Below are 13,822 nucleotides of genomic sequence, written 5' to 3'. Positions count from 1 at the left end.
TTAAAAATAAAACAATTATCTGCTTAATGCTATTTTTCTTTCAAGGAATTTATTTTTTTAACAATCCATGGCAACGTTAGTCCTTGGCCAATTATGGTTATAAGCACCGCAGCGACAGAAATAAAGATAATAGCGTTTCGTTGCGGAAAAGGAGTACCATCTGATAAGAATTTGGGCAAACCCAGCGCAATAGCAAGTGAAACAATACCTCGCATTCCTGACCAGCTTATAATTAAGCTATTTCCAAAATCCAGAAGTGCATGCTCACTTACTTTTCGTTTTTTGGTACTATTCCTTAAAAAACCTTTTTGCAGATTTTTCTTTTGAAAAAAGACCCTTACCATTCTAGTTAATATCGCAACAATTGTAATTATTGCTGCATAACCAATGTAAGGTAAAATCATTCCGTCATCGATATCTTTAAGAATGTATCGAAAATTGAGTCCGATTAAAATGAAAATCAATCCGTTTAGCAGAAAAATAATAACATCCCAAAGATTTCTAGCGTTGTTTTTTAAATTTTGAGGGAAAACTTTGTTGCTCAAACGCGCCATTGCCAATCCTAAAATAACGACAGCAATTACACCAGAAACATGTAAGTGTTCAGCAACTAAATAAGTTACAAAAGGCATCAAAAGCATAAAACTTACGGTAACATTTATATTGTCTCGGACTTTTCTCAATATTAAAGCTAAAATTTTGCCCATTACAAAACCAACTAAAAATCCGCCACCAAGCAAAATTATAAATTGAAATGTAGCTTTCCAGATCACGAATGCTGAACCCATTACGGCGGCTACTGCAAAACGATAAGCAACAAGTGCCGATGCATCATTGATTAGACTTTCGCCTTCCAATATTGTCAAGGTTTTTTCTGGAATGTCCAGGCCTTTTGTAATATTTACTGCAGCGACGGCATCGGTGGCAGAAAGTATGGCGCCAAGTACAAAAGATAAGGACCAACTCATGCCCGGAATCATATAATGTGAAACTACGGCAATCCAAAATGTAGTAAGAAAAACTAATGGTATTGCCAAAGTGCTTATTGTACTGAGATTCGTTTTAAAATGCTTTGGAGAAATATTAAACGAAGCATCATACAATAGTGGAGGCAAGAATATCAAAAAAATAATTTCCGGATTGATTTCGATTTCATTCATGGTTGGAATGAAGCCAATTGCAACCCCTACAATTACCAAAAGAATAGGAAAGGGCAGTTTTGCTTTGTCTGCAAAGGCTGAAATGCCTATGACAACTGCCAATATAAAAATGATAATGGTATAATTTTCCATTTAGTTGTTCAACTGTTTTTCTAAATTTTCAATTTCGGATGGTCCGCTCAAACTTTTACGGATAATATTTCCGTTTTCATCTGTCAAAAAATGCCACGGAATTCCCATTGCCTGACTGCCATAAAGCGTTCTTAAATCGGCATCTAATTTTTCATTTGCTCTAATATGCAAACCTTCCAAATTATAAAAATGAATCATTTCTTTCCATTGTTTCTCACGGTTTTCTTTGTCTATGGATATGTAAATCATTGTGATGTTTTTAGATTTCAGCAATTCGTATAATTTGGCATTGTATTTAAATTCTTCTTTGCACGGTCCGCACCAAGTAGCCCAAATATCTACATAATATTGTTTTCCTTCTAATGTTTTCAAAGCATCTTTTACCAAGTTAAGAGCTATTGTATTATCAACGAATTTAATTTTTTCATTCAAAGGCTCCGATTGTTTTTTGTGAAAAGCAATAATTGGGATAATCACAGGCTCTAGAAAACGAGTATATGCGCTTGATGGATATTCTTTTTTAAATTGCTCAAAAAGTGTTACGAGTTCTTTTTCGTAATTATTATTAATCGCTTCATAATAAATATAAGCGGCAAAATAATATTCTAGGTGTTTGCCGGTTAAGTACTTTTTTGCGACAGAAATATGGTGTGTATGAATAAGCCCTTGTTTGCGAAATTCGGTTAATTGTGCAATTGTGGTTTTTTCGACGATTAATTCTTTATAGCGCAAATAATTTTCAACATAATAATAAAACCAAGGCGAACTTAAAAGCGCTGGATTTGCGACAGGATTTGTTTTGAAAATTTCTGCCCAAAGGGTAGTGTATTGTTCTGTAGAAAGGGTGTTTTTGTTTCGTTCCTGATTCAAATAATTAATGAAAGCAAAACTTCCGAGAATGCCTTTGTGAAAATAATCTCTGTCTGTTTGAACGAGACTGAAGAAGTCCTTTGAAATGATTTTTTGGTCGAACAAACTTTGAAATCCTGCGATTTCATTTTTTTGTTGCTGTTCTATTTTTTGTTTTAACAATTCAGGAATACTGTCCTTCATGTAGTTTTTTGTTTCAAGCTCAAAATGCCCGCCAACAATCATGCTTCGATTGGAAATCTTATTATATAATTCCTGACCTTTTTCGTTCGGAGATTCAACTCGGAATTTATTTTCAGGGCTTTCAGTGTCAATATAGATTTTATAAGTCATTCCTGGCTCAACAATTAGGGTTCCGAAAGACTTATAAGTATTTGATAAATCTACAAAGCAAGTTTTGTCTGAATGAAGTTTTATTTCAAAATTTCCTGCTAAATCAGGCTGTATAGCATTGGTAAAACCAAAATATTCGATTCCATTAATAGGCAATGTGTATTCAATTGTTTCAGGGATTTTACCAGTTATTTTTCCGATTATTTTAATATTGTCTTTTTTAGTTTGACAAACTAAAAATGCAGGAAGCATTACTATTAGGATTAATTGAAACAACTTCATAGTTCAAGGTTTTAATTAATTTTTGATTATCTCAAATATAGATTTTTTATTCGGTAAAAAACACGTTTTGAAAGAGATAACGTCCTAAATACTTTGTTGAATTAGCTATTGATTGTATTTAGAGAGAACATATTCATTAAGTTTTTTGTCGAATCTCGGGTCTGTTCCAAAACGATAATTTTTAGGTAAGCCAAATTGAATTTTAAAATCAATAGTTGGAAAAGTATATACTCTATCGCAACCAAATGAAGATACTGCATTCCAAAACCAGAGGCCATAAATTTTACTTCCATTTAATGTGAGCATTACTGGCAACCCTGATAAAGGAATTTTTAGATCTGTAAATTTATGTTTTCCTTCTTCGGTTAAAGTTATTTGTTGCGTCTCCCAATTAAAAGATTTAATGTCCTTTTCATTTATAATCGGAACTGATTGCAACTTGGCTGTTTCCAAATCAAAACAATATTTGCAATCAGAATTCGAGTTTTTATAATTTTCAACAAAGAAAAATTCAATTCCGGATTTTTGTGCATATGGATTAAATCCGATGAAAAGTAAAAAGACAAAAAGTAGATTCGGCTTCATTTTTAACTTTTATTTTGTTTCAAAAGTCAAATTATTTACAAATTCTGCTAGAATACTTTCATAAAATAGAAATTTAGTTTCCTTAACACTAATTGCAACAGTGAACGAATTGGTTTTAGAAGTTATATCAATAAAAAAGTATCGATATAAATTATTGTTTGATTCGACATTCTCATTCATTTTTACTTTAATGATTTTTAGTGATGGATCATTAATAGTAAATTTATAATCGAATTGTGTTGAATTTGTAGTTTCTTTTTTTGTTTTCGGAATGAATATTTGCACATCAGGAGCTTCCGAAAATTTATCTGTAGCTTTTTGTTTGCTGTTGACAGGTCTGCACAAGTATGTGATTAATGAATCCTCCTCTGTTTTGTCAAAATAAATCCAAATATGATTAGGAGTTGAAGCCGTAACGCCTATTTCTTTAAAATTGTAGTGATCGTCATAATATAAATTGGTCATGAAACTTCCGTCGTCATTGTATTTTTCCCATTTTCCGTACCAATAATTGTCCTTCGCAAGGCCTTTTCCAATCATAATTCCATTGGAATTATAATAAATTGTTTCGCCATTGAAAGCACCATTGACATAATTTGTCGTTCTTTTAATTTGGCCATTATCAAAATAAGAAATAGATTTTCCTTGTTTCACATCATCTGTAAACTGAGTAGTTTCAATTAAAATTCCTTTTTCATTATAAAAGTTAAATTTCCCTTGATGGACTAACGAGTCTTTTTTGCTCGAATATCCACTCATTTGGAGTGTATTGTTGATGTAATAATCCTTAACCTCAAAAAGATTCTTACTAGGTGAAACAACCCTATAAAAAGCGGCGTTTTTCTTTTCGCAAGCTTTCCAATTGGCGTCATAATACGTTGTGGTTTGAGAGAAGCTTAAATGAGTAATTACAAATGATAAAATTGAAAAGAAGTGTTTCATATAAAATTTTTGGTTAATTAATAATTTCTGAAATATAAATCTCTAACTAAATTTTATTGATTAATGGTATCAGATTTTGTTTCTGTGTCGCCATTTCTCCATATATTTAGTAGTTCAGCTTTGCTTTTGAGTTTATATCCTTTAGCGTAAGTCTGAACAATTTCATTTTCAGGAAAATCTTTTTGTAATTTTTCTATTTCGATTTTTGCCTGTTTTAATTGAGAGCTTATTTCTAAGGCTGAAATGTATTCAATTCTCAGATTAAAATCTTGATTCAAGTCTTTCTGTTTTAATAATTCCCGATATTTAGTTATTCCTAAAGCATAATTTTCTTGAGCCTGTTTAGAATCTTTTTTGATGTCGAAAAACAATCCTCTTTGGATTAACCATAAAGGCTGATTTGGTCTTAATTCAATCATTTTTTGATTGTTTAGCAATAAGCCGTTAATGTCTTTTTTTGTTGTTAAAAATATTGATTTTGAATAATAGGCTGAGAAGTATTTATCATCAATTTCAATTGCTTTATTGAGTAAATCTAAAGCTTGATTAGCCTTGATTGTGTCTTTATAGAAAGATTCTGAGCCAATTTTATTTGCCTGTTTTACGAGTTCGACCGCTTTTGCGTCTGGTTTATATTGGCAATTCGCTAATTGTGCCAACAATACAATCAATAAAAATTTCCTCATAGGTTCAATTCTTCAATTTTAGTTTTATGCTTTTGCTGTTTTCAATTGCTTAAATCCGTTAAAGGCTGTTGTTTGCACGAACTATTTTATTTTTTCGAAGTAGTTATCTTGGTCAAAATCAAAAACTAATTTTGGTTTTAGATAAAAATTCCTTTCAATCCTCATTTGATAGCTCGCTTTTCCAAATTCATAATCGTAATAGATGTTAATAGTGTTTGCTTTTAAAGTATATTTTCCTTTTCCCCAAGTTTGACTTTCGTAAGTATTATTTTCTAAAAGAATTAAAGTATCGTTTTTGTTTGGTCCATCTATGCCATTTCCATTGCTTACATAAGTTCCTATAATCATAGATTTAGTAAAGAAGTTATTATAAGTATAGACTAGTCCAATTAAAAATACGATTGATAACAATATTTTTTTATTCATATTTTAATTTTGGAGAATTACTTTTTACCACTTTTTTTGAGCTTGTACATAAAGTTCTGATACTAGAACGGGGTTGGGGTTAAATTAAGCCATTCTTCTTCTTTGCCAACCAAGTGACTGCGAACAGTCAAAGCAAATCATCCAAGCACAAAAACAATCTTTGCTATTAAGCCATTTTTCCAAATCCGTTTTACCAGTAGAATTTTATTCAGTTTTGGTAATAATGCAAACACCATTTATTCCCAATATTCCATATTTTTCATATGCTTTCAAGCCTCGTATTACTTCGCTTTTAAATTTAACATTTTCAGCGTTTTCCATTACAAACTTTGTTACAGCTTTATTTTCTTTTGGCATTTTTTCAATTAAACCATAACCATTTGTAATACCTCTATCAACTATAATTTTTTTTCCATTAATTATCGTTATAGATTTTCGTTTTATATTATTTCTATTCAGAATTTCATTTTTGACATAAACAGTATTATTGTTTTTATCAATAAGCTCACTTTTGTATTTACTTAAATATATTCTTTTGTTTTCTAGATAATCCAAATTATAAATTTTTAGATTGTTTCGTTCTTCTTCATTAAAGTTTTTAATTTCAATTATTGTGTTCTCATTTTCTTTGAAATATCTCCTTTTAAAACTAAAGCTTTTACTTCCATGAGTTGGTATATTTTGAAATTCAATTATCGAATCGTTTAAAAATCTAATAATGTGCTCTCTAGGGTTTTCTGATGAGAATGACGTATAAGAAGTATTCAAATCCTGAGAATAAGAATGCAAAGATGACAAAAGGATAAAAAAAAGGATTTTCTTCATGCGCAAGGTTTCTGCAAAATTAATGGTAACATGCTGGTACTACATCAAGTTTAGGACTGACTTAAGCCTATTCTCGTTTTTTATATTATTTGATTTTAGCAATCTATCATCAATCAGTCAATCAATTCAACAAGCTGATTATTTTCTGAAGAATATTTTATATTTATTATTTCACCTATTTGATGATCGTCATATTCACTTAAATGTGTCGACATTTTAGCTTCAATTATTTCATTTTTCTGATTTTTGAATTTGATGGTAAACTCATAAGTTTCAGCTCTTTTAAATTGAAGATGTTCTTTGTTGGTTATTTCAGCTATGGTTTCAACTCCATTTGCTTTTAAAATGTCACTTTCAACTTCGACAGGGTAAAAAACATTAAAAAGGGTAAATCCAAAGAAAACGACAATTGGCAGAAAAAAAGCAATTACTGATTTGTCTTTTTCTGGTTTTGTGCCTTTTAATAGATTGAAAGCGAGAACAGCTCCTAATGCACCAATTACGATAGATAAATACGTACTATTATTGATGTAAAAGTTGAATTTTGGAAATAAATAAACATTTAAGGCTATTAATACTAAGAGTAGGGAGAGAAAAATGTAATTTTTTAGTTTCATAAATGATTTGGGTTGTTTGAGGTTGTTTTAGACTTTGATAAAAGCCAGGACTTGTTATTTTCTCAAATATATGATATTTCCTTATAAATTCTCAAATGCGTTTTTATTTTGAGTTCCTCATTATTATTTCAATTTTTAATGACATAAAAAGGAACAAATCACAACCTGTCAGTCTTGAAAAATGTCATGTTGTCAGATGATTATTGGCATGCCAAAAGCAAAACTGACAATTTACTTTAGTTTTTTATATTGGCACAAAGATTGACTTATGCCACATGAGTTTAAAATTAAATCAAAAATTAAATATATAAAAAATGGGTAAAATAATCGGAATTGACTTAGGTACGACGAACTCTTGTGTTTCTGTAATGGAAGGTAACGAAGCAGTTGTTATCCCTAACGCAGAAGGAAAAAGAACTACACCATCTATCATCGCTTTTGTTGAAGGTGGAGAAATTAAAGTAGGAGATCCTGCAAAAAGACAAGCAGTAACTAACCCTACAAAAACGATTGCTTCTATTAAACGTTTTATGGGACACACTTTTGCTGAAACTGAAGGAGAAGCAAAAAGAGTTCCTTACAGTGTTGTAAAAGGTGACAACAATACTCCACGTGTGGATATTGACGGTCGTTTATACACTGCTCAAGAATTGTCTGCAATGACACTTCAAAAAATGAAAAAAACTGCTGAAGACTATTTAGGTCAAACAGTTACTGAGGCAGTTATTACTGTTCCTGCTTACTTTAACGATGCGCAACGTCAAGCTACTAAAGAAGCTGGTGAAATCGCTGGTCTTAAAGTTATGCGTATCATCAACGAGCCAACTGCTGCTGCACTTGCTTACGGATTAGATAAAAAAGGAAATGATCAAAAAATTGCTGTTTACGATTTAGGTGGAGGTACTTTTGATATCTCTGTTCTTGAATTAGGAGACGGTGTATTCGAAGTATTGTCTACAAACGGTGATACTCACTTAGGTGGTGATGATTTTGACCAAGTTATTATTGACTGGTTAGCTGACGAATTCAAATCTGAAGAAGGTATTGACTTACGTTTAGACCCAATGTCATTACAGCGTTTGAAAGAAGCTGCTGAGAAAGCTAAGATTGAATTATCATCTTCTGCTGAAACAGAAATCAACTTACCATACGTAACTGCTACTGCTTCTGGACCAAAACACTTAGTGAAAAAATTATCTAGAGCTAAATTTGAGCAATTATCAGATTCTTTAGTAAAACGTTCTATGGAGCCAGTTGCTAAAGCATTAAAAGATGCAGGTTTATCTACATCTGATATCGACGAAGTAATCCTTGTAGGAGGTTCTACTCGTATGCCAAGAATCGCTGACGAAGTGGAGAAATTCTTCGGTAAAAAAGCTTCTAAAGGTGTTAACCCTGATGAGGTTGTTGCTATTGGAGCTGCTATTCAAGGTGGAGTTTTATCTGGAGATGTAAAAGATGTATTGTTACTTGACGTAACACCTCTTTCTTTAGGTATCGAAACTATGGGTGGTGTATTGACTAAATTAATCGAGTCTAACACAACTATCCCAACTAAAAAATCTCAAGTATTCTCTACTGCTGCTGATTCTCAACCATCTGTTGAAATCCACGTATTACAAGGAGAAAGAGCAATGGCTGCTGATAACAAAACTATCGGTCGTTTCCACTTAGATGGTATTCCACCAGCACCAAGAGGAGTTCCTCAAATCGAAGTAACTTTCGATATCGATGCTAATGGTATCATCAAAGTTTCTGCAACTGACAAAGGAACAGGAAAATCTCACGATATCCGTATCGAAGCTTCTTCTGGATTAACAGCTGAAGAAATCGAAAAAATGAAAAAAGATGCTGAAGCTAACGCTGATGCTGACAGAATTGCAAAAGAAAGAGCTGAGAAATTGAACGAAGCTGACAGTACTATCTTCCAAACTGAATCTCAATTGAAAGAGTTAGGAGATAAATTGACAGACGATCAAAAAACAGCTATCGAATATGCTTTAACTGAATTGAGAATGGCTCACCAATCTCAAGATCTTGATGCAATCCAAAAAGGATTAGACAATGTAAATGCAGCTTGGAAAACAGCTACAGAAGCAATGTACGCTCAAGGAGGTGAAGGTCAACAAGCTGCTCCACAACAAGAGCAGTCTTCTGGAGACAATGTTGAAGACGTTGAATTCGAAGAAGTAAAATAATTCTTTAGTACTAAGTAATTAGTACAAAGTATTAAGATAGAAAACCGAGTCAGAAATGACTCGGTTTTTTTATGCGAAATTTTTAACTTAGAGATGTACTGCAGTGCTTCTACGACAAGGTTTTCCACAAACTGACAATTGTCATTTCCCATTCCGATTCTTTTTCGTAATATTACTATTGTAAATTTTCATGAATGAGAAAGATAAAATACAAGAAAGGACGCAAACTGCAGCATACTAGTTTAGAGTATACAGGATCTCATAAAGATTTTAAAACAGAGATGCAGCTTTTCGTTTATAATGATGCAGATGTCATCGAATATGAAAAGTTTACAGTTTCGGCATTGAATTCATGTTTTGATTTTACTAAAAACAATTGGCTCAATATCCACGGATTAAATGATATTGATCTTATCAAAACAATTGGCCAGCATTTTAATCTCGATGATTTTTTGCTTGCTGATATTTTAAATACAACCAAAAGAACCAAGCTTGAAGAACAGCAGGAAGTTTTATTCTTTAATATAAAATCACTTTTGCCTTCAGAATCTTCAGATGATCTAAAAGTGGAGCAATTAAGTTTTATTTTGAAAGACGGAATTTTGATTTCGTTTCAGGAAAAACGAAGCGATTTCTTTACTCATATACGTGAGCGCTTGCGCACTCATGCTGGAATCGTAAGAACAAAAAAAGTCGATTATCTCCTGTATCTATTGTTGGATGCCGTAATGGAGAATTTCTACATTACTATTGAAGATGAAGAGGAAAATATTGAAGAATTGATCAATTTGACTAAAAAAGGAGCAGACCCAATTATTTTGGAAAAAATTGAAAATCATAGAGATAATTTTAATTTCCTAAAGCGTTCTATTGTGCCGCTTAGGGATTCGCTTTATTATTTGAAAACAATCAAAGATGATGAGGACGGAAACAATCTGATTCAAAAAGATACTTTTAATTTTTTTATCAGATTGCATCAAAAGAGTTTAGAGCTTTTGGAACAAATTGAATCAGATATGAGTTCTTTAGAAAGCGCTTCTAACTTTTATTTTTCGGAACAAAGCCGGAAAATGAATGAGATCATGAAAACACTTACTATTATTTCGGCCATATTTATTCCGCTTACTTTTATTGTTGGAGTTTACGGAATGAATTTTGAAAATATGCCAGAACTTAAAACTGAGAACGGTTATTTTATAACCATGGGAGCTATGTTTTTCTTGGTTATAGCCCTAATTATATATTTTAAGAGAAGACGTTGGTTTTAATGGTAATTAGTAAAAAAGAGCAGCAAATTAAAAATATAAAGTATGAGCAAAGCAATATATATTGCCACGAGTGATCACAATAGCGGAAAATCGATTGTTACGCTTGGAGTGATGAGCATTTTGATTGGCAAAACAGCTAAAGTGGGATATTTTAGGCCTATAGTTGAGGATTTTGTAGATGGTGAAAAAGACAATCATATTGAAACAGTTTTATCTTATTTTAATCTTGATATAAAATTTGAAGATGCCTATGCAATTACCAAAAGCAAACTGATCAAGAAAAAGAACAAAGGCAAAATAGGGGAGGTTTTAGACTTGATTATTGAAAAATACAAGAAGCTTGAAGATCGCTTTGATTTTGTATTAGTAGAGGGAACAAGCTTTACAGGGGAGGGAACTTCTATTGAGTTGGATTTAAATGTATTGATAGCCAAAAATCTTGGAATTCCGACTATTATTATTGGCTCAGGAGTTGGAAAAACTTTAGAAGAATTGGTTGATAGTTTGTATTTGGTCTATGATTCTTTCAAAGTAAAAGAAGTTGAAGTATTATCGGTTTTTGCAAATAAAGTACAGCCTGAGAATATAAAATTGGTTACCAAAAGCCTTCAAAAAAGTTTGCCACCAAGTGTTTTGGTCAATACAATTCCGCTTATTTCTAGTTTGAACAATCCTACGATGCAAGAAATTGTAAATGAGCTTAATGCCAAAGTTTTGTTTGGAGAAAATTATCTGAACAATGAAATTGGGCATTACAGCGTTGGAGCGATGCAATTGCATAATTATTTGGTCCATTTGAACAATAATGCATTGGTTATTACGCCTGGAGATCGTTCCGATATCATTTTGGGCGCTTTGCAAGCAAATGAATCAGCAAATTACCCTACTATTTCCGGAATTATTCTGACAGGAAATATTGTGCCAGAAGACAGTATTTTAAAATTGATCGAAGGACTTTCAGCTATTGTTCCAATTATAGCAGTCGATGGCGGAACCTATAATATTACCAATAAAATTGGTTCGATAAAATCTGAAATCTATGCGACAAATACACATAAGATTGAAACGTCAATAAACACATTCGAAAAATATGTTCAAATTGAAGCTTTGTCTGAACGCGTAATTACATTTGAGCCTGAAGGAATGACACCAAAGATGTTTCAGTATAATATGGTGAAAAGAGCCAAACAGCATCGAAAACATATTGTTCTTCCCGAAGGAAATGATGACCGAATTATAACAGCAGCGTCAAGATTACTGGATATGGATGTAGTTGATATTTCGATTATTGGAGATAAAAAGCAAATTGAAAGTAAAGTTACCGAACTTGGGATCACATTTGATTTCTCAAAAGTAAATATCATCAATCCCAAAAAATCACCTTTATATGAGGATTATGCCAATACTTATTATGAGCTTAGAAAGGCCAAAAATGTAAGTATTACCATGGCAAGAGATTTAATGGAAGACGTGTCTTATTTCGGAACTATGATGGTTTACAAAGGCCATGCAGATGGAATGGTTTCTGGCGCGGCGCACACGACGCAACATACGATTTTGCCTGCTTTGCAATTCATTAAAACAAAACCAAATTCCTCTGTAGTTTCGTCCGTATTTTTTATGTGTTTAGAAGATCGAGTTTCAGTTTTTGGAGATTGCGCTATCAATCCAAATCCAACTGCAGAACAATTGGCCGAAATTGCAATTTCATCAGCTGAATCAAGTGCGGCGTTCGGAATTGAACCAAAAATCGCTATGCTATCGTATTCATCTGGAGCATCTGGAAAAGGAGATGAAGTAGATAAAGTGAGAACAGCAACCGAAATTGTAAAACAAAAACGTCCGGATTTAAAAATCGAAGGACCAATTCAATATGACGCAGCAGTTGACCGCGCAGTAGGAAAAAGTAAAATGCCAGATTCGGAGGTAGCGGGGCAGGCGAGCGTATTGATTTTCCCTGATTTGAACACAGGAAACAATACTTATAAGGCCGTTCAAAGAGAAACTGGAGCTTTGGCCATTGGTCCAATGTTGCAAGGCTTAAACAAGCCTGTAAATGACTTAAGCCGAGGCTGTACGGTTGATGATATTATTAATACCGTTGTAATTACGGCAATTCAAGCACAGGGAATATAAATTGATTGTTAATTATTAATTGTGAGATGTGAAATGCATTTTGCAATCAAAATAAAAAAACTCAGCATCTTAGAAACTTTGCATCTTAGCACCTTTAAAAAAAATGAAAATACTAATTATAAATTCAGGAAGTTCTTCAATAAAATATCAATTAATGGTTATGCCAGAAAACGAAGTAATTTGTTCTGGTATGATTGACCGAATTGGTTTAGAAACTTCAAATGTTACGTTTAAAACAGCGGCTAATTCGCTTGAAGAAATGCTTCCAATTCCAAATCATAAAGTTGGCTTGCAAAAAGTAGCCAATATGCTTTTGGATGCCGAAAAAGGTGTAATTAAATCAACTTCAGAAATTGCGGCAGTTGGACATCGCGTGGTACACGGCGGAAGCGATTTTAGCGACACCGTAAAAATCGACGAAAAAGTAAAAGCAAAAATCAAACAACTTTTTGAATTGGCGCCACTTCACAATCCTGCAAATTTAGAGGGAATAAACGTTGCAGAAGAGATTTTCAGCTCGGCCGAGCAAATTGCTGTTTTTGACACAGCTTTCCATCAGACAATGCCTGAAGTGGCTTATAAATATGCCATTCCGAATTATTTATTGACCGAAAATAAAGTTCGTGTTTATGGTTTTCATGGAACAAGCCATAAATATGTTTCTGAAAAAGCGATTAATTATTTAAAAGATAATGCTAAAATAATTACGATTCACTTAGGAAATGGCTGCAGTATGGCCGCTATCAAAGATGGAAAATGTATTGACACTACAATGGGGTTTTCGCCTTCAAATGGCTTGATTATGGGAACACGTGCTGGTGATATTGACCAGTCTGTGATTTTTTATATGATTAAAAATTTAGGATATACTCCAGACGAAGTAAATGCTGTTTTACTGAAACAAAGTGGTATGCTTGGTCTTACAGGTTATAGCGATTTAAGAGATATTGAAGCTGAAGCCGAAAAAGGAAATAAAGAATGCCAATTAGCTTTATTAATGAACGCATACAGAATCAAGAAAACAATTGGCGCTTATGCTGCAGCTTTAAATGGCTTAAGTGCGATTGTTTTTACGGCAGGAATTGGAGAAAATTCATCTTTCATGCGAAATTTGGTTTGTACAGATATGGATTATTTCGGAATTGAAATTGATGCTTCAAAAAATCAAATTCGTTCAAAAGAAATTAGAGAAATTAATAAGGAAAACTCAATTGTAAAAGTCCTTGTGGTTCCTACAGATGAAGAATATGAAATTGCAAATCAGGTTTTTCAGTTGTTAAAAAACTAAAATTGAACCATTCTAAACTTCTAAAGCTTCTCTTTTGAGAAGCTTTTTTACTTCTTAAAATTGTATCTTTGAAG

The 13,822-nt window shown here is 32.6% G+C and carries 12 protein-coding genes; 4 read left to right on the top strand and 8 right to left on the bottom strand.

Annotated elements, in window-relative coordinates; all coding sequences use genetic code 11:
• Window positions 1-29 precede the first annotated feature (29 nt).
• The 8 genes from AAYQ19_RS02215 to AAYQ19_RS02180 form a co-directional block, all read right to left on the bottom strand.
• Complete coding sequence (locus AAYQ19_RS02215) at window positions 30-1,292, bottom strand: Na+/H+ antiporter (protein WP_343533381.1); 1,263 nt, start codon at window positions 1,290-1,292, stop codon at window positions 30-32.
• On the bottom strand, window positions 1,293-2,777 hold the full coding sequence (locus AAYQ19_RS02210; RefSeq protein ID WP_343533379.1) for a TlpA family protein disulfide reductase: 1,485 nt from the start codon (window positions 2,775-2,777) through the stop codon (window positions 1,293-1,295). It lies immediately after the preceding gene.
• A gap of 105 nt (window positions 2,778-2,882) precedes the next feature.
• Window positions 2,883-3,362 (bottom strand): hypothetical protein, encoded by a 480-nt coding sequence (locus tag AAYQ19_RS02205; RefSeq protein ID WP_343533377.1) that lies wholly within the window; start codon window positions 3,360-3,362, stop codon window positions 2,883-2,885.
• Between the two features lie 9 nt (window positions 3,363-3,371).
• Window positions 3,372-4,304 (bottom strand): toxin-antitoxin system YwqK family antitoxin, encoded by a 933-nt coding sequence (locus tag AAYQ19_RS02200; RefSeq protein WP_343533375.1) that lies wholly within the window; start codon window positions 4,302-4,304, stop codon window positions 3,372-3,374.
• A gap of 53 nt (window positions 4,305-4,357) precedes the next feature.
• Window positions 4,358-4,990: a tetratricopeptide repeat protein gene (locus AAYQ19_RS02195; protein ID WP_343533373.1), complete on the bottom strand. Its 633-nt coding sequence runs from the start codon at window positions 4,988-4,990 to the stop codon at window positions 4,358-4,360.
• A gap of 81 nt (window positions 4,991-5,071) precedes the next feature.
• The gene (locus tag AAYQ19_RS02190) at window positions 5,072-5,416 is read right to left on the bottom strand and encodes a hypothetical protein (RefSeq protein WP_343533371.1); all 345 of its coding nucleotides are present in this window, start codon (window positions 5,414-5,416) and stop codon (window positions 5,072-5,074) included.
• 204 nt (window positions 5,417-5,620) lie between these two features.
• Entirely contained in the window at window positions 5,621-6,241 is a 621-nt protein-coding gene (locus AAYQ19_RS02185) for a hypothetical protein (RefSeq protein ID WP_343533369.1), read from the bottom strand.
• Between the two features lie 113 nt (window positions 6,242-6,354).
• Window positions 6,355-6,858 (bottom strand): hypothetical protein, encoded by a 504-nt coding sequence (locus AAYQ19_RS02180; RefSeq protein ID WP_343533367.1) that lies wholly within the window; start codon window positions 6,856-6,858, stop codon window positions 6,355-6,357.
• Between the two features lie 314 nt (window positions 6,859-7,172).
• On the opposite strand from AAYQ19_RS02180, the gene dnaK reads away from it, so the two are divergent.
• The 4 genes from dnaK (at window position 7,173) to AAYQ19_RS02160 (ending at window position 13,748) form a co-directional block, all read left to right on the top strand.
• Entirely contained in the window at window positions 7,173-9,056 is a 1,884-nt protein-coding gene (gene dnaK, locus AAYQ19_RS02175) for a molecular chaperone DnaK (protein ID WP_343533365.1), read from the top strand.
• A 194-nt stretch (window positions 9,057-9,250) separates the two neighbouring features.
• Window positions 9,251-10,324 carry a magnesium/cobalt transporter CorA gene (gene corA / locus AAYQ19_RS02170; protein WP_343533363.1) on the top strand — a complete coding sequence of 358 codons (1,074 nt, stop codon included), beginning with the start codon at window positions 9,251-9,253 and terminating at the stop codon, window positions 10,322-10,324.
• 42 nt (window positions 10,325-10,366) lie between these two features.
• Entirely contained in the window at window positions 10,367-12,460 is a 2,094-nt protein-coding gene (gene pta, locus AAYQ19_RS02165) for a phosphate acetyltransferase (RefSeq protein ID WP_343533361.1), read from the top strand.
• A 103-nt stretch (window positions 12,461-12,563) separates the two neighbouring features.
• Window positions 12,564-13,748: an acetate/propionate family kinase gene (locus AAYQ19_RS02160; protein ID WP_343533359.1), complete on the top strand. Its 1,185-nt coding sequence runs from the start codon at window positions 12,564-12,566 to the stop codon at window positions 13,746-13,748.
• Window positions 13,749-13,822 lie beyond the last annotated feature (74 nt).

Origin of the sequence: Flavobacterium mesophilum (assembly GCF_039581405.1) — a bacterium.
Classification (GTDB): Bacteria; Bacteroidota; Bacteroidia; order Flavobacteriales; family Flavobacteriaceae; genus Flavobacterium.
Note: the sequence above shows the minus strand (reverse complement) of the source record. Positions and strands in the feature narration are given on the sequence as shown.